This is a genomic window from Sporosarcina sp. P29 (genome assembly GCF_002743265.1).
Lineage (GTDB): Bacteria > Bacillota > Bacilli > Bacillales_A > Planococcaceae > Sporosarcina.
In genome coordinates this window covers 36,304-53,790 of sequence record NZ_PDYX01000012.1, presented here as the reverse complement: position 1 = coordinate 53,790, position 17,487 = coordinate 36,304, and the positions used below count along the sequence as shown (strand labels likewise).

Here is a 17,487-nt window from a genome sequence, read left to right as displayed (position 1 = left end):
TTATTCCAAGAACTCGAATTCGTAGCTCATGATACGAACGATATCGCCGTTTTTCGCACCGCGTTCACGCAATGCTTCGTCGATTCCCATACCACGCATTTGACGTGAGAACTTGCGGACTGATTGATCGAAGTTGAAATCGGTCATTTGGAACAAACGCTCCAACGTATAACCCGACAACATAAACGCTCCATCATCGTCACGTGAAATAACGAAATCAGGTCCAGTTGATTCGTGTTTATACAATACGGAGTTGCTCGCATCTTCTTCATCTGCATCAGTCAACATCGGGAATTCCGGTGTAGTTTCAAGCAGATCTAAAATCGCGTACAGCAATGGATCCAAACCAGTTCTCGTCAATGCTGAAATCGGGAACACTTGAATCTCTTCATCACCAAGCGCCTCTTTAAATATCTCCAGATTGTCTTGTGCATCCGGCATATCCATTTTATTCGCCACAATGATCTGTGGACGTTCAGTCAATCGCATATTGTACTGCTCAAGTTCTTTATTGATCGTCTGATAGTCGTCGAACGGCTCACGGCCTTCAAGTCCTGACATGTCGATGACGTGCACGATAACACGCGTACGTTCGATGTGACGCAGGAACTGATGTCCTAGTCCGATTCCTTCATGCGCACCTTCAATCAATCCAGGTAAATCTGCCATAACAAATGTACGGTGATCATCCGTTTCGATCATTCCAAGGTTCGGTACTAGTGTAGTAAAGTGATAATCCGCAATTTTCGGCTTCGCTGAAGAAACGACTGAAAGCAACGTTGATTTCCCAACACTCGGGAATCCAACAAGACCGACGTCTGCGAGAACTTTCAATTCAAGCACGATATCCTTACTAACACCTGGCTCTCCTTTTTCAGAAAGCTCTGGTGCCGTGTTCTGTGGCGTAACGAAACGGCTGTTACCGCGTCCTCCACGCCCACCACGCGCGATAACTGCTTGTTGGCCATGTTCAACCAAATCTGCGATAATCGTATCGGTTTCCGCATCTTTGACGACTGTGCCAGGCGGAACTTTAACGACCATATGCTTACCGCTACGACCGTGCATATTTTTACTTTGACCATGTTCTCCACGATCCGCTTTAAAATGACGTTGATAACGGAAATCCATTAACGTACGCAATCCTTCATCCACGATAAAGATGACGTCTGCGCCTTTCCCACCATCACCACCGGATGGTCCACCATTGGCTATATATTTTTCACGACGGAACGAAACCATACCATCGCCACCGTCGCCACCTTTTACAAATACTTTAACGTGATCCACAAACATAATTTATTATCCTCCTAATTGTCCACTGATGGTAAACGTCCATTGATTCGGTTCACCGAGGACTTCGACCGTAAGCTGAGATGAGTATTCTGGGATGTCTAGTTGCTTCGCGTACAGCTCAGTAAATGTCAATTGCATACTCCAAGAAGCAGTTTCTGTCGTGACTTCAATCGTCACGGGACAATCTGCATAACGCTGGATTTTGGCTTCCACAGCCAGCACGACTTGTTCCAAGTATTCGACCAACGCTCGATCAATTTCACTTGAATTAATTTTTTCTGTAATATCACAATACAGTTGCACCTTCAGAACTGGATATCGCCACCCAAGTGTCGTAATCCATTCCTCAGTAAGAGGCATATCCAATCTCTGCAGCAATGCCTCTCGCTGCATGTCCCCCGTTTTCTCGAGAATGCAGTTACGTGCTTCTGAATATTTCCCCATATCAATATTCATGAGGATTAATTGCAGATCATTCATGTGATCGTGTCGACTAAATCTCACTGCCTGCGACACATTTAGCTCATTCTTCCCCATTTTTTCACCACCAGCTGTTTTCGTACTTCTTAGTATAGCATTTTCACGCGCAAATCACTAAAATAATCTTCATCGAGTGACAATTTACGTGAAATATATGGCCAATCAGAAATTTATATAGTCATGCGCTCATTATTTCCCGGTAAGCGCTCAATAATTCTTGTATCCGCTCATAGAAACGTACAAGTGATCATACACACTCGCTATCCGCTCAATCAATCAACCTAAGCGCTCATACTTCCCTAACATCCGCTCATACCACGACAATCTTGACATAAGAAAAAGGACTGCAACAAGTGCAGTCCTTTTCACATCGTCACGCTATCCAATTAAGCTTCTTGCGTTGCTGCTGGGTAGACACTGACTTTCTTTTTGTCGCGGCCAAGACGTTCGAAACGAACGACGCCATCGATTTTTGCGAATAGAGTATCATCTCCACCGCGTCCAACGTTTTCACCTGGGTGAATTTTAGTTCCACGCTGGCGATAAAGGATTGATCCACCGGAAACGATTTGTCCATCTGCGCGCTTAGCACCAAGACGTTTCGAATGTGAATCACGACCGTTCTTAGTAGAACCTACACCTTTTTTCGATGCGAAAAACTGAAGATCTAAACGTAACATAGCTGCCACCTCCTACTTTTCAAAGGATAATTTTATATAATCTGCATAGTCTAATTCAATCGTTTGTAAAGAAATAATCATTGCTTGCAGGAGTAGCTGAACTTGCGCATCTTGTTCCGTTACCGGAAACGCCACACGTAAGTAACCACCGTCCGCACCTTGATCAACATCAGGTTCAATCGAAGTCAATTGCATAATAGCATTCACCGCTCCAAATGATACGGCAGAAGCACCAGCACAAACTAGATCTTGTCCGTGTTCTGCAAAGTTTGCATGACCATCCATCTCAAAAACTGAGATGCGCCCAGAAGGCTCTTTTATAATTCTGACATGTATCATGCCGGATTATAGATTGATTCCGTCAATAACGATTTTCGTGTATGGCTGACGGTGTCCTTGTTTTTTGCGATAGTTTTTCTTCGCCTTATATTTGAAAACAACAATTTTCTTTGCGCGGCCTTGCTTGACAACCTTACCTGTTACAGTTGCGCCTTCTACGAATGGAGCACCGACTTTAACGTCATCTCCGCCCACCATTAGCACCTTGTCAAAAGTCACCACTTCATCAGCTTCACCAGCAATCTTCTCAATGAAGATCTCTTGGCCTGCTTCAACTTTGATTTGTTTTCCACCAGTTTCAATAATTGCGTACATACTTGCACCTCCTCTAATTATACAGACTCGCCTTGACAGGTGATTCAACCTACGAATACTTGAACCTGTTTAGTGCGGTTGTAGCACGGGTGCTACAATCAATAACAGTAAAATATTATCACATAGAAAAGAGCAGGTCAAGCATTATTCCTATAATCTTTTAAAAGAAGGAAGTTTCTTTTTTAGTGAGCTGTTCAAATACCCGCTCGTACCTTCTAAAACGATAGGAAATAATGTTTTGCACTGCTAGAAATGATGTAATAATGACAAGAGGTAAACTGTCCGGTAAGTACACAATTAAATATGCACAAAGCGATGCTGACACGATGATAGAGTACAATAAGAAGTTCGAGCGCGTAGTGTATTTCGTTGCCTCCGTCTCCAGCAAAACAGACACCACTTGTCCACCGTCAAGTGGTAGAATCGGTAATAAATTCACACTTAATAAGATCAGTTGAATTTTTATAAACTGCGCATCACCCGGGAATGTCAAACACATGCCAAGCACTAACAAAACGGCTGTCGCGACAGGTCCACCGAGCGCCACGATCAGCCGTTGCTGTTTACTTGCCAGCTGCCGATTAACAAATTGCAATTCCCCTCCATACGGTAAGATAGTACAACTTCTAATTTTCATTCCGACGTGTCGCGCGGCCAATACGTGTCCTAGTTCATGAAAAAGTAATGAGAATAAGAGCATCGCGTACAATGACACACCACCGACAATCATGAAAAATAAAAAGATCGGTAACAATACCGGATGAATACGATACTTCATTGCTGACCGCCTGACATATACGTTGCCAGCACAGTAGGCTCCAGCGGTATCCCATTGCGTTTCACGCGGATATACACTGCTTCCTCGTCCATCATCGCAATCTCATCCCCAAGCCTTACAGCCGTATACGGAAGCGTCGAGAACGAGCCTACAAATCCATACGTTACCTCATCACCGTTATCATACTGAACAGTCACTGTCTTTCCTGACTGCCTTGTATAGCCTGTAAAGACGACTAGCCCGCTTCCTTGTGAAGTAATCGACATCGGTTGAGTATACGAGATAATAGCGCCGTCCTGATAGGGCTGGAACGATTCGTACGTCTCAAATGGATTAAATACGGAATTCCCGGACACCGTGATGACTTCATCATCTGCCATCCAGGAAGAAACCCACTTCTTCATCACCACAAAATCTTTCCCTGTCGTCACATATTGCGTAATGGGTATATTGACTAGCTGGCGTTCTTCCAGTTTGGATAAACCTACAACAGACACCATCAGCACAATTGCGATGATCCATTTTGTTTTCCACTTCATCACGTCCCCTCCCTTACCTGCAGTGTATGAAAAGACGGAGAATTAAATGACGAATGAAAAAAACTCAGTACCATAACAGGCACTGAGTTTTACGATTGTATTATTTGCCGAACATGTTCTTGATTTTGCCGAAGAATCCTGCTTTGCTTTTCTCCATCGTCATCAATGGCACAGACTCACCTAAGATTCGTCGTGCAATATTACGATAACCAATGGCAGCAGGGTTTGTCGGGTCCATCACGACAGGTTCGCCTTTATTTGAAGCAGAGATAACGTTTTGATCATCCATTACGATACCTAATAAATCAATCGACAAATGCGTCGTGATTTCATTGACATCTAATGTTTCACCACTTTCCATCATACCGCTTCTAATACGGTTGATGATTAATTTCGGTGGCTCTAATCCTTCTTCCGCTTCAAGCAGTCCGATAATACGGTCTGCGTCACGCACAGCGGAAATTTCTGGAGTCGTCACGACAATTGCGCGATCTGCACCAGAAATTGCGTTTTTAAATCCTTGCTCGATTCCTGCTGGGCAGTCAATCAAAACATAATCATAATCTTGTTTTAATTCTAAAACGAGTTTCTTCATCTGTTCCGGATTCACGGCACTCTTATCAGTCGTCTGTGCTGCTGGCAGCAAGAACAATCGATCCTCGAAACGCTTATCTTTCACAAGGGCCTGATGTACTTTACAACGCTCTTCCACCACATCGACCAAATCATAAATGATCCGGTTTTCCAAGCCTAGAATTACGTCCAAGTTACGCAGACCGATATCTGTATCGATTAAACACACTTTTTTCCCTTGTAACGCAAGAGCGGTGCCTAGATTGGCTGACGTTGTCGTTTTACCAACGCCACCTTTACCAGAAGTAATAACAATTGCTTCTCCCAAATTATATACCTCCCTTAAATGTAGCAAGGTCCGGACGTAAATATCGGAGCTCCTGAAGACGGTCTATCGCAATCTGCCCATTCTTTTGAAGATACGCACATTCCATTTCAGGTTGCTCAGAAAGAACCGTCAATTCGTCGGTCATGATCTCGATCTTATCCGCAATTTTCAGATGCGTCGCTTCCAACCAAGATGCAGCAATGACTGCATCTTTATTGCCTTGTGCTCCCGCATGTGCGATGCCTTTGACACGACCTAGTACATAAATACTACCGCCTGCGATGACTTGTGCACTCTGATTGACATCACCGATAATGACCAAATCGCCATCAGCCTTTACGACCTGACCCGATCGAACGATTCCTATATAGGTTTCGGACTGCTTCTCGATCAACTTTCTCTCACACTCTTTTAACGAAATGACGTCACTATGTACCTTCGAAACTCGTAAATGAGGGGAAGTATGAATGACCGATTGAATCTTGTTCATGTCTTTCTCGTCACAATAACGATGCCCCAGATGCAACTGTACTTCAGACACACCTTCAAGTACGCTGCTCTGCACTTTTTCTTTCAACTCACTTAGTAAATCGGAAAATGCGCAATGGTCATCCAATCGTAAAACTAAGCCGTCTTTTGTTCCTTTTATCGTTATCAACTGTGATTTCGTCACCTACATCACCTCACAATACTTAAAAACCTGCTTGTTTTTGAAAAAATCTTTTCTCTGTAATCTGTTTGAACATATAGCCGAACATCACGATAAATAGTGCATTCGCAATCATCGTCGGAACGAGTCGATTCGTGAAAAATTCGCCAAAATCAATAGACGTTAACGCAATCACACTAGCAAAAAAGTACGACAACAATTCCAGTAACACAATCATTACTACTGATAATACCATAACCGTCACGATATGACGCTCAATTTGTCGAATTACAAGCGCGGCAACATAACAAATCAGCGGATACATGAATGTGTATAATCCAATAATATCAATATGATACATATCATACAACAGTCCAAGGACAAATCCGTAAATAATCGCTCGCTTACTATTATAATACGTCGCAATGAAAATTAAATAGACAATGAGGAACCTAGGAACGGTAATATATAAATTATCGTTTATGTCAATCGGTGAAAACAGACTGAATATAGGTTCCAGGAAAAATAACAGGACAGCTATTAAAGGAATGATGAATCGAATCATGACTCATCGTCCCCTTTAGCATCTGCAGAGTTGCCTCCATCGGTCCCATCGACAACCGTCATCGTACGCTTCGCAATCATCACATGATCAAGTTGTGAGAAAGTAGCTGCTGGTTTTATATACGCTAGTTTCGTCAGACCGTAGTCATCCGTGGAAACTTCGGTTACCTCCCCTATTAAAATACCTTTCGGGAAGATTCCTCCTAGACCTGAAGATATGACTTGCATTCCTTTTTTCACATTGAAACTTGAATCTAGTCGCTTCATGATCAATTGACCAGAGGTTCGGTCGTATCCTTCGATCAAGCCAAACATTTCCTCTTCGCCAACTACCATCGCCGCCACACGGAAATCGCTATTTTCCGTTGAAATCAATTCGACTGTGGACGTGAATGGAGTCGACAAAATGACTTTCCCTATCAAGCCTTGCGCTGTCATGACCGCCATATTGACGTCCACTCCAGCTGTTGTTCCTTTGTCGATGATGATCTTCTCTTCCCATTGATCGGGATTACGGGAGATCACCGTGGAATGGATCGGCTCAAATGCGCGCAGATCCTCTTGCTTATCAATGATTCCCCGCAGCTTCACATTATTCGCTTTGACATCCACTAACTCCGCTTGCATGGCGGCATACGTTTCCAGACGCTCTTTTAATCGTTTGTTTTCTTCGTATGTATTAAGCATCGTATCAATATTTTCGATAAGTCCCGTCACAAAGTGGGCTGGTTTCGTAACGAGCGACTGCCCGAAACCTACGACATCCTTCACTGCTTGTTCCGGAACATTTGCATGATTTCGGTCGCGAAGTGAAAATGCAATTAATGCCACAAGGACGATTACTCCTACTAATAAAATGATTAATCGTTTATTGGAAAAAAAACGCGGCATTGCCTACATCTCCTCCAATTAATATTATGATTGAATTTTCTTAATGAGTTCTAAATTATCCAGTGCCTTACCTGTTCCGATTACTACACAGTCCAGCGTATTTTCCGCTACGAATGCAGGCATTTTCGTTTCTTCAGAAATAGCTTTATCGAGGTTACGAAGTAATGATCCGCCACCCGTTAAGACAATTCCACGCTCCATGACATCTGACGCCAATTCAGGTGGTGTCTGCTCAAGTGTCTTTCGCATACCTTCAATAATCAAATCCATCGGTTCACGCAATGCTTTCGTGATTTCTTGTGAATTAATTTCCATCGTTTTCGGCAGACCTGTTAATAAGTCGCGACCGTGGATGTCCATCTTTTCCGTTTTCTCCAAATCAAACGCCGAACCAATTTGCATTTTGATGTTTTCAGCAGTACGTTCACCGATCATCAATTTATATTCTTTACGGATATACGTTATGATTGCTGAGTCCATAGAATCTCCACCTACACGGATCGACGTACTCGTCACGATGCCGCCTAGTGAAATGATTGCCACTTCTGTCGTACCTCCACCTATATCGACGACCATACTGCCGGTTGGTTCCCATACTGGCAAATCCGCACCGATTGCAGCCGCAAAAGGTTCTTCAATCGTATACGCTTCTTTTGCACCCGCTTGACGTGCAGCATCGAGTACTGCGCGTTGCTCAACAGATGTAATACCATATGGCACACAAACCATAACAGTCGGCTTCGTCCATGAAGTTCCTGCTGATTTTAACGCTTCTTTTAAATAATGACGAATCATGGCAGTTGTTGTTTCAAAATCTGCAATAACTCCTTCTCGCATTGGGCGAATGGCCACGACTGAACTCGGTGTACGTCCAATCATCGCATGAGCTTCACTGCCTACCGCAACGATTTCACCAGTCGTCGTATTTTTCGCTACGACAGAAGGTTCTCTTAGCACAATACCTTTATCTTTAATGAAAACTAGAGTATTGGCTGTCCCCAAGTCAATTCCTACGTTTCTTGATCTGAAACCAAACAAGTCAATTCTCCCTTTCTATAAAACCTTCATCGGTGTTCTTAAAAGCATACACCACATTATAACGGAAAGGTAACTTAATTTACAGTGTCACCCGGCTAGTTTGCAAAAAACATCGAAAAAGAGACTGATTTCCCAGTCTCTCCACTTTTTCTCGACAAAATCCATGCTTTTAGATGTAGCCTTTGTCTTTTAAACTGATAAATTTCTGGTCACCGATGATGATATGATCGAGCACATCCACACCCATGATCTGACCCGCTTCCATAAGACGTTTCGTCACTTCGATATCTTCTCTTGAAGGTGTAGTATCACCACTCGGGTGATTATGCGAAATAATCATCGATGCTGCTGAACGTTTAAACGCTTCACGGAACACTTCACGTGGATGGACGATAGATGAATTCAAACTGCCAATGAAAATCGTCTGCTTATGTAACACTTCATTTTTTACATTCAAAAATAACACCACGAAATGTTCTTGGTTCAACGACGACATATCCGTCATCAAATAGTTCGCGGCATCTTCAGGTGACCGGATCTTATACCGTTCATGTGGTGCCGTCCGATACAATCGCTTGCCGAGTTCTGCTGCAGCTAATAACTGCACCGCCTTCGCTTCACCGATCCCTTTAATCTTCGTCATCTCGTCTACCGTCAGCTCTTTCAAATCTTGCAACCGGTCAATGGTCGACAAGACACGGTTAGCGAGTACGAGAACAGACTCTGAGCGGGAGCCAGTGCGCAACAGGATCGCCATGAGCTCCTGATTAGATAAACTGCTTGCCCCTTCCCGTATCAAACGCTCACGGGGCCTGTCGGCGATATGCACATCGCGGATCATCATTTGCGGTGCCAGATCAAGAGGCATTACGCGCCACCGCCTTCTAAAATCAGCAACCCTTCTTGACGCATGCGGTTGACTACATCACTGATCGGTAACCCTACGATGTTTTGATAATCACCTACCATATTTTCTACAAACAACATTCCTTGCGTTTGAATGCCGTAAGCTCCTGCTTTATCTGAAGCATCTCCTGATTTTACATAGGCACGAACAAGCTCTTCGTCGAGTTGCCTAAACTTCACTTGAGACAAACCAGCAAACTGTATCGTCTTTCCGTTCGCAAGGATCGTCACACCTGTAATCACTTCATGCAACTCACCAGAGAGCTCCATCAAGAAATCAATGGCTTGCGCATCATCTTTCGGCTTCGGGAATACTCTGCCGTCTTTCACAACGATCGTATCTGCCGCAATGACGATCTCTTCTTCTGATTCAAATACCGCAAGCGCCTTTCGCTCAGATAATCGAACCGCATACTCATATGGCTCTTCCGGTGTAAATGGCATATCTTCATCTACATCACTCGGTCTCACCGTGAAATCAATTCCTGCAAGCTGTAATAGTTCTTTGCGTCTCGGCGAAGAAGATGCGAGGACGATAGGTTTTAGACTGATAAATTTCATTGGAACAACCTCCTTTTTCATAGTGTACGCTATTCCACACGATTTGAAAAAAGGGCAAAATTCAATTCTTCCCCGTATATTGGATCAAAATTGAATTTTGAAGCATGGGTCTTGGTTCGAATAGTGTGCCAACAGATGCAATCTCGCGACAGAAGAATCCTTTGTAAACGCAGTGATGGCAGTCACTTTCTTCGTAAAGTCTCCGTCTTTTTTCGCAGCTTTTCCATCCTTGGACAATTCAATTTTCGATAGATCCTCTGCGAGCAATGCTTTTTTCACTTCATTGGCATCTGCAGACTTGCAAGTACCTGGTACGACTGTGATTCTCTTCTTGAACGCATCTTCACCTTCATTCAAAATAACATCGCTCTCTTTCAGCCATACGGCTCCCCAAACGTAGAACTGCCCGCCTGCTGGTACGACAGCCGTACTTGCGAGACTCGGATTCTCTGCCACGAAATCAGTGGCTGCTTCCTGACTAGAAAACACGCCATGTTGCTTGACGAACATCGTATCTCCCCCTTCAACTGCCCCTCCCTTCTCCTCTGTCTTTGGCCCGGTTGTCGCCACCGTCTCTTTCGCCTTATCCTCTTTCCCTCCAGTAATCGATATCGTTAGCCCGATTACTAGCACGGCGACCAAGCCGATCGCTACTCCTTGCACTAACGCCCGAATCACAATATTCTTTGAATACGTCCTGCGGAAATTCATTCCATCACTCCACTAGTTTTCTTCCACCTTACCAAAATGAACGTGAAAAAAGACGAGACTGTTGTCGTCTCGTCCATAAACATTTACCGATTTAGTTCAACAAACCTGTATACCAACTGACAAGCTGCGCGCCGTAAAAATAGGCAATGAGTGCAGCTACCGCAATCGAAGGACCAAATGGCACAGGCGTCTTACGTCCTTGCTTCGTCTTTTTCAAAAAGATCAGTCCGACAATCGCACCAATTAATGAAGCGAGAAACAGTGTCACTAACGTCTGCATCGTCCCGAGCACTAAGCCGATAACGAAGAACAACTTAATATCGCCACCGCCCATACCGCCGTTCGACACGACTGCAATCAACAGCAACAAACCGAACCCAACTGCCGCTCCAAGCAAGCTATCCCACCATGGCGTCAGCGGACTGACGAAGCGCAAGATGAAAATCGCGATACCAAACGGCACCAAAATTTTATTCGGAATTAACATATATTTTAAATCGGATACCGTTAAAATAACCATCATCGAAATAAACAATAACGCTACAACGAGCTCCCACTGAAATCCGAAGTGCAAGTACGCAAAAACGAACAACACACCCGTGATCAACTCCATCGCGGGATAAAGAGCACTGATTTTCTCTTTACAGCCTCGGCACTTGCCACGCAAGAACACATAAGAGAAAACTGGCACCAGATCAACCGTCGTCAAATTCCGATCACACGTCGTACAGTGAGAAGGAGGCGACACGATGGATTCCTTTAAAGGCACACGCATGCCGACGACGTTAAAGAACGAGCCGAACGTAATGCCGTAAAGGAAGAAAAATATACTGTAAAGCCATTCCATGAATTGCCTCCTTACTCCGCTTTCTCGGTACCTATCATTTTGTTAATCGTCGTTGGATCGAATTTCGACGCTGGTGGCGGCGCATCTACTTTAGGCGCCTCATTTTGCAAATTGACAAGATCCGGACGGAAGTATGCGTTAAATGAAATAACGACTCTCATTTCACCCACATCAGATTCCTCTTCCGTTTTCTCAGCAGTCGCTTCAAATTGGATTGTTTCTACATTCATGATCCGAATCATTTCTTCAATCTCGTAAATGAACGTATCCACTTGTTTATACGTATCAGCAGCGAGTGTAACTTCCATCAATACTGTTTCAAGATTTTGTACATTTCCAGGTAACAGTTCGACATCAAATACCTCTTTAGAAAAATTGATTTCTTCTATACGACTTTCGGACTTTACTTCCGCTTTCTCTAGACGAATGAGCAATGCATCTTCTAACGGAATAACAGGCACGACTTTTTGAAGTGGCGCAGACGTTACCGTTTCATTCGGATCTTTATTCGCCAATTGTTTTTGCAATGAAAACAACACATCACGTTCTGAAGCAAACTGTGCCATTGTCTGATTCTTCGTTTCTTTCGCTGGCAAGTAAACGTTCGTCACCGTGTAGTAGACGAGTGCAATAAAGAATATGGAGGCCAATACGACCAAACCGATTTCCATCTGACGTTTAGATAGATACTTATTCAACCGTATCGCCCCCTTCCGTATTCGCATCTACAGGAGGTTGCGGTTCTTCAGGTGCAGGTTGCTGTGGTTGCTCTTCAGCAGGTGGGGCTTCCTCTTGCGGCTCTTCAATCACATTTGGGTCTACATCTGCATCTGTACCTGGTAGCGCACGTTCATCCACAAACTGAATGAAATAGGTAGCGAAATATCTAGGCAAGACATTCTCGCGTTCTTCAACATCCAGTTTTTCTGTCTCAATTCCTTCGAACGTCGCATCAATAACTAGCGACGATGCTTTCATTCGAGTTAAATAGAGCGCAGGCTCCATCAAATCATCAAATTGTACTTTCAACGTTACTTCGTTTGGCGCAGTGAACATTAGCTCTTGGAAAAAACCTCGATCAGGTAATGCTTTGGAAAGATCTTCTATAAGAGGTTGTGTTTTATATTGATGCCCCTTCAGAAACTCCACCGTGGCAGCTAACTGTTCTTTTTCTTGACCAAATGCGGACAAACGCATTTGGGACGTAATCCCTTCTTGTTGTTTCTGTATTTCAAATGTAGATTGTTGTAAATTTTGAGCTTCATCATCATATTTTTGAGCGAAGAAATAAAGCACAGCCCAACTAATGAAAGCGACTAAAAGAATGGCAATCGCTATCCAAAGAAAAGTGGTCTTCTCCCGGATCTTCTCCGGCAGTAGATTTATATCGACTAACATACGCGCATTACACCTCTTCCTTCAGCGCGAGACCAATAACTCGGTGGAAATCCGCAGTAATAGCAGTTCCGTCCACACAACTAATCGGCTCTTTCACCAAGGGAAGCGCTTCGATCGCTAAACGTTCTCGTACCATCTGCAATAATTCCCCTTGTTGTGTATAGCTTCCATTCCATACTAGATGGGTAATAGCCGAATCATTCTCCGCCAAATTAAAGCGATAGAAATTCGCCAGCTTCTCGAGCTCCATGACGATCGTAAGTGGCTCAACCTGCTGTTCCAGCTCTTCGCCTGTCGACATGCTGAGTGGCAACTCAAGTTCCATCGAGCGTATGAACAATGGATAATGAGAATAGAAAATAGACACGGTCAGACTACGCCCACGCAAATCAGCAAGGAGAATATGTTCCGTCCCCTCAAAGTGATGCACATGATGTGCCAGACGATACAGAGAAAGCGGCGCAATGTCCGCCACAACCGGTTCCAACTTTACGGACTTCAGCACTTCCTCATACGTCTGCATAATACTTTCTTTCGACGCAATCAAAATCGCTTCATTCTGTGCATTATTCGCTGTATACGGAACGACATCAAATACCGGATCATCAAATGGCAAATAAATCGTCGAACCAATCTCGATAAAGAAATGGCTTTTCAGCTCTTCATCCTCCACCGTGTCTGGATATGCAACACGTCGGATAATGACATATGTATCGGGCGCCAGAAACGCCACGTCACGCTTCGCAAGATTCCAATCTTTCACAACCTCCGTCAAGACATCGCGCAGCATGTCCTCTTCAGCTATTCGGCCTTCTTGGATGACGTGTTCTGGTAGCAACATCTCTTTTGCCGTATCTAGTACGATTGGATCCAGGGACTTTATTCGTACGTACCGAATCGCATCATCGTCCAAAGTTAACGAATAAACACGCTTTTTACGGCTGAATGTTGGAATAGAAAGTTTGGAGAGCGGGCGTTTTAAATTAGATAAAATAGACATGAACGAACTCCTTCCAGACAAGAAACTCATGGTGTTTGGTGATTTTTTCCTAGTGAACTAGTTATGGTTAGTATATCAAATGTGATGGTAGAAGGGAAGAATCGTAGGGAATGAATCTTTACCATTAAAGCGTTCAAGTACACTCATCTGTATTTCTTTGTTGAATTAGTACAATACTAAATAGTTATAACTAAACACACGCTTATTTTGTTGGTGGTACCAACTCCTTATTATCACCACACGCTTCATTACCTACGTGAATATCATTCTTACTATTTGAAATTTCTTCTGCAGTCGCATTATAAAAATTCACTTTAGTTTCTCCTTCAGATCTCGCACATATTTTAGCGGGATTCACGTTCGTCACATACGAAGTGGTATTCAAATAACCTTGAGATTCCATATAACCTTGAGAAACTAAATCTGGTAATGAAGCCGCCTGCCATTCCCTTCCAAATTTCACAGGTGTCTCTATGAAGTATAATTGTGCTGCTTCTAACATAATCATTGCTTCGCCTTTCGTGGCTTTAATATGATTATTTTCAACAACTTTACCGATTGCAGGAACAGCTATTGCTGCCACGATTCCCAGAATGACAATTATTGCGAGAAGTTCGACTAAGGTAAGTCCTCTTTGCGATTTTAAAAACTTCATATCACTACTCAGTCCTCCTTAGAAAATTCTAAATAAAAAAGCGGAAGGCGATTATAGTAAGCGCCCTCCGCCTTTGTCAGATAACTACGTATTATTGAGATGGTGGTGTTGCTGCAGGTGTTGCAGTAATTGTTTTGTCGCCTTTTGCACTACCTTTTAGAATGTCTGCATTAATTGATTCAACAGTAGCTGCTGTAAATATTACTTTTTTTCCACCAGCATATTCTTCTGAGTTACCAGTAATTGATAATTTATTTTTTTCTACAGCTTTATCAACACTTACTATATCTAGTAATTTACCGTTATTATCAAGATAGCCACCTTCTACAAGTTGTTTAACTGTAACTTTGTTTTCTTTTGGTTGTTCAGCATAATAAAGGTTTCCTGCACTCAAAGCATTCAAAGCATCAGACTTCACCGCATTATACTTAGTGTTCTCAATAATATTCCCAATAGCTGGCACCGCAATCGCAGCAATAATCCCCAAAATAACGATAACTGCTAGTAGTTCAACAAGCGTCAAACCTTTTTGATTTAATTTCTTCTGCATAAACTTTTTCATATAATTTCCTCCTCTTGTTTTTTCTTACTCTATAAATCTAGTATATCAGAGGTATTAGGAAAATAACACTAGTTTTATTGAAATAAATAAAAATTATAGATAACATTTGTTATTTCTGTTACAAACTATCTATCTGTTCAAACATACTAAACATCGGCAACATGATTGCCAAAACTATAGTCCCGACTATGGCCGCGAGGAAAACTATCATTAAAGGCTCTATTAAAGCTTTTAATCGGTCTGTTGCCGCTTCTACTTCTTTCTCATAAAAATCAGCAACTTTTCCTAACATGGAGTCTAAAGAACCAGTCTCTTCCCCTATCGCGATCATATGAGGTATTAACGGTGGAAATGCCCAGTGGTTTAACATAGGTTCTGTTAGCGATCCGCCGCGTTCCATTGATACTCTAGACTCACCAATTACTTTTGAAATAACTTCATTCCCCACGACTCTTTCCGTCATTGTCAATGCCTGTAAAATAGGCACAGAGCTAGAGAACATAGAACTTAATGTACGAGTCATCATTGCAAGTGAAGACTTTTGCGCAATGCTACCGAATATAGGTAATTTCAACAAGATGGTATCAAGAATATATTTCCCTTTTGAATTATTGCGGACTAAGATATAACCTACGGCAATCGCTGAAACAATTAGAATTAACAAGTACCAGTAGTTTTCAATCCATCCACTAGCCGCCATAACAGCGCGAGTTAGCCACGGTAATTGTCCGCCAACACTATCAAACATATCTACGAACATCGGTACGACGAACCATAAAAGAAATATGACTACTGCAATAGCTATAATACCAACGACTACTGGATATGCCATCGCGGACGTAACTTTCTGTCTCGTGCGATACGCTTTCTCAAAATGCTCGGCTAATTGATCCAACGATTCATCTACTGTTCCTGAAACTTCTCCAGCCGCTACCATATTCAAAATTAATGGTTCGAAAACTTTAGGATGTTTGCCAAAAGCTATGGATAACGGTGTTCCTGTACGTAAATCTTCCTGAATCGAAGTCAAGATCTTCCGAAACGAAGCCTGCTCTACTTGTGCGGACAAAATCCTAACCGCATCAACAATCGTTACCCCCGCTTGTAGAAGAGTAGAAAACTGTCGCAAGAACATGATCAACTGATCTCGCTTAACCGGACTACCAATTGTTATGTCTTTCGTCAAGACCGTCTCTTTCTGTTCCACAAGACTCACTACACGAATTCCTTGCCCTTTAAGTTTGATAGCTGCATCGCGTTTATTCGTCGCGGTTACAGTACCGCGACGAATTGCTTTAGCATCTCGCCCTTCATATGTAAAACGAGCCACTATTAATCATCCCCTTGCAAAAACGGCAATGCTGATTCATACGAAATGATTCTTTGTTCCATCAATGTTTTAACGGAGTGATCCATCATATGCATCCCAAGTGCACGGCTTGTTTGAATGACGTTCGGAATCTGATGAATCTTTTCGGATCGTATCAAGTTCGACACAGCAGGATTATTTATCATAATCTCCGTCGCTGCGCGTCTTCCTTGCTTATCCATCGTCTGGAATAAACGTTGGGAAACGACGGCTTTCAAAACGCCAGCCAACTGCACACGAATTTGCGCCTGCTGACCATGTGGAAATACGTCAATAATTCTATCGATCGTAGATGCGGCACTCCAAGTATGTAAAGTCGCAAGGACTAAGTGGCCAGTTTCTGCAGCAGTGATCGCTGTAGAAATTGTTTCTAAGTCACGCATCTCACCTACTAATATGACATCCGGGTCTTGACGCAATGCAGCACGCAAGCCGTCCGCAAAAGACAGCGTATCAAAACCAACTTCACGCTGATCAATAATAGAAGAACCGTGCGTATGCATATACTCAATGGGATCTTCCAATGTAATAATATGCTTACGCATCGTTTCATTCATATAACGAATCATTGCCGCAAGTGTTGTGGACTTACCTGAACCTGTAGGACCTGTTACTAAGATTAATCCTTGTGCCGTGTCCGACAAACTCTTCAACGTTGCCGGCATATTCAACTCATCAATCGTCGGAATCTTTGTAGGAATCGTCCGAAATGCTAATGAAATCGCACCGCGTTGTTGGAATGCGTTGACACGAAAACGGGAAACGCCAGCGATTTCATAAGAATAGTCAATCTGTCCAGCTTCTTTAAAAGCAGGAATCATCTTTTCAGGAATTGTCTGATAGGCAATTTCTTTTGTGTCTTCTTCAGACATTACAGTTTCACCAAAACGTTTCAAGTCACCATGTACTCGAAAAACTGGCGGCACTCCTATAGTTAAGTGAATATCAGATGCTTTGATTTTAAAGGCCTCAGTTAGTAATTGATCAATTCTTTCGGTCACGGCAAAC

Annotated in this window: 23 protein-coding genes and 1 other annotated feature; all 23 genes read right to left on the bottom strand. The window is 43.0% G+C overall.

Annotated features, from left to right (window positions below):
• The 23 genes from obgE to CSV68_RS11175 all read right to left on the bottom strand — a co-directional run bounded on the left by obgE (position 1) and on the right by CSV68_RS11175 (position 17,480).
• The gene (gene obgE / locus CSV68_RS11285; protein WP_099632993.1) at positions 1-1,296 is read right to left on the bottom strand and encodes a GTPase ObgE; all 1,296 of its coding nucleotides are present in this window, start codon (positions 1,294-1,296) and stop codon (positions 1-3) included.
• 6 nt (positions 1,297-1,302) lie between these two features.
• Positions 1,303-1,833 carry a Spo0B domain-containing protein gene (locus CSV68_RS11280; RefSeq protein ID WP_099632992.1) on the bottom strand — a complete coding sequence of 177 codons (531 nt, stop codon included), beginning with the start codon at positions 1,831-1,833 and terminating at the stop codon, positions 1,303-1,305.
• Positions 1,834-2,162: 329 nt separating this feature from the next.
• Positions 2,163-2,456, bottom strand: coding sequence for a 50S ribosomal protein L27 (gene rpmA / locus CSV68_RS11275; protein ID WP_083031825.1), 294 nt, complete (start codon positions 2,454-2,456; stop codon positions 2,163-2,165).
• A gap of 12 nt (positions 2,457-2,468) precedes the next feature.
• Positions 2,469-2,795, bottom strand: coding sequence for a ribosomal-processing cysteine protease Prp (locus CSV68_RS11270; protein WP_085131021.1), 327 nt, complete (start codon positions 2,793-2,795; stop codon positions 2,469-2,471).
• Between the two features lie 6 nt (positions 2,796-2,801).
• Positions 2,802-3,110: a 50S ribosomal protein L21 gene (gene rplU, locus CSV68_RS11265; protein ID WP_085131022.1), complete on the bottom strand. Its 309-nt coding sequence runs from the start codon at positions 3,108-3,110 to the stop codon at positions 2,802-2,804.
• Positions 3,111-3,123: 13 nt separating this feature from the next.
• Positions 3,124-3,200: a sequence feature (ribosomal protein L21 leader region), on the bottom strand.
• A 70-nt stretch (positions 3,201-3,270) separates the two neighbouring features.
• Positions 3,271-3,888 (bottom strand): metalloprotease, encoded by a 618-nt coding sequence (locus CSV68_RS11260; protein ID WP_099632991.1) that lies wholly within the window; start codon positions 3,886-3,888, stop codon positions 3,271-3,273.
• On the bottom strand, positions 3,885-4,427 hold the full coding sequence (locus CSV68_RS11255; RefSeq protein WP_099662185.1) for a peptidoglycan DD-metalloendopeptidase family protein: 543 nt from the start codon (positions 4,425-4,427) through the stop codon (positions 3,885-3,887). The genes CSV68_RS11260 and CSV68_RS11255 overlap by 4 nt, the downstream gene beginning before the upstream one ends.
• A gap of 100 nt (positions 4,428-4,527) precedes the next feature.
• Entirely contained in the window at positions 4,528-5,328 is an 801-nt protein-coding gene (gene minD, locus CSV68_RS11250; protein WP_099632989.1) for a septum site-determining protein MinD, read from the bottom strand.
• A gap of 1 nt (position 5,329) precedes the next feature.
• Positions 5,330-6,001: a septum site-determining protein MinC gene (gene minC / locus CSV68_RS11245; RefSeq protein WP_099632988.1), complete on the bottom strand. Its 672-nt coding sequence runs from the start codon at positions 5,999-6,001 to the stop codon at positions 5,330-5,332.
• A gap of 19 nt (positions 6,002-6,020) precedes the next feature.
• A complete protein-coding gene (gene mreD / locus CSV68_RS11240) occupies positions 6,021-6,542 on the bottom strand; it encodes a rod shape-determining protein MreD (protein ID WP_099632987.1) in 522 nt (173 codons plus the stop codon).
• Positions 6,539-7,432: a rod shape-determining protein MreC gene (gene mreC / locus CSV68_RS11235; protein ID WP_099632986.1), complete on the bottom strand. Its 894-nt coding sequence runs from the start codon at positions 7,430-7,432 to the stop codon at positions 6,539-6,541. Before mreC ends, mreD begins: the two co-directional genes overlap by 4 nt.
• A gap of 24 nt (positions 7,433-7,456) precedes the next feature.
• Complete coding sequence (locus CSV68_RS11230; RefSeq protein WP_099632985.1) at positions 7,457-8,470, bottom strand: rod shape-determining protein; 1,014 nt, start codon at positions 8,468-8,470, stop codon at positions 7,457-7,459.
• 169 nt (positions 8,471-8,639) lie between these two features.
• Entirely contained in the window at positions 8,640-9,338 is a 699-nt protein-coding gene (gene radC / locus CSV68_RS11225; RefSeq protein ID WP_029053688.1) for a RadC family protein, read from the bottom strand.
• Positions 9,338-9,937 (bottom strand): Maf family protein, encoded by a 600-nt coding sequence (locus CSV68_RS11220; RefSeq protein WP_158233516.1) that lies wholly within the window; start codon positions 9,935-9,937, stop codon positions 9,338-9,340. Before CSV68_RS11220 ends, radC begins: the two co-directional genes overlap by 1 nt.
• Before the next feature lie 84 nt (positions 9,938-10,021).
• Entirely contained in the window at positions 10,022-10,648 is a 627-nt protein-coding gene (locus tag CSV68_RS11215) for a hypothetical protein (RefSeq protein WP_099662183.1), read from the bottom strand.
• Between the two features lie 91 nt (positions 10,649-10,739).
• On the bottom strand, positions 10,740-11,495 hold the full coding sequence (locus tag CSV68_RS11210) for a prepilin peptidase (protein ID WP_099662182.1): 756 nt from the start codon (positions 11,493-11,495) through the stop codon (positions 10,740-10,742).
• An 11-nt stretch (positions 11,496-11,506) separates the two neighbouring features.
• A complete protein-coding gene (locus tag CSV68_RS11205) occupies positions 11,507-12,193 on the bottom strand; it encodes a pilus assembly protein PilO (protein WP_099662181.1) in 687 nt (228 codons plus the stop codon).
• Complete coding sequence (locus tag CSV68_RS11200) at positions 12,186-12,893, bottom strand: PilN domain-containing protein (RefSeq protein WP_099662180.1); 708 nt, start codon at positions 12,891-12,893, stop codon at positions 12,186-12,188. The genes CSV68_RS11205 and CSV68_RS11200 overlap by 8 nt, the downstream gene beginning before the upstream one ends.
• Positions 12,894-12,900: 7 nt before the next feature.
• Complete coding sequence (gene pilM, locus CSV68_RS11195) at positions 12,901-13,893, bottom strand: type IV pilus biogenesis protein PilM (RefSeq protein ID WP_099632979.1); 993 nt, start codon at positions 13,891-13,893, stop codon at positions 12,901-12,903.
• A 202-nt stretch (positions 13,894-14,095) separates the two neighbouring features.
• Positions 14,096-14,548: a prepilin-type N-terminal cleavage/methylation domain-containing protein gene (locus CSV68_RS11190; RefSeq protein ID WP_099662179.1), complete on the bottom strand. Its 453-nt coding sequence runs from the start codon at positions 14,546-14,548 to the stop codon at positions 14,096-14,098.
• Between the two features lie 91 nt (positions 14,549-14,639).
• Positions 14,640-15,110, bottom strand: a complete 471-nt coding sequence (locus CSV68_RS11185; protein WP_099662178.1) for a type II secretion system protein — start codon at positions 15,108-15,110, stop codon at positions 14,640-14,642.
• A 118-nt stretch (positions 15,111-15,228) separates the two neighbouring features.
• Positions 15,229-16,440, bottom strand: coding sequence for a type II secretion system F family protein (locus CSV68_RS11180; protein WP_099662177.1), 1,212 nt, complete (start codon positions 16,438-16,440; stop codon positions 15,229-15,231).
• Between the two features lie 2 nt (positions 16,441-16,442).
• Positions 16,443-17,480 (bottom strand): type IV pilus twitching motility protein PilT, encoded by a 1,038-nt coding sequence (locus CSV68_RS11175; RefSeq protein ID WP_099632975.1) that lies wholly within the window; start codon positions 17,478-17,480, stop codon positions 16,443-16,445.
• Positions 17,481-17,487: the final 7 nt, after the last annotated feature.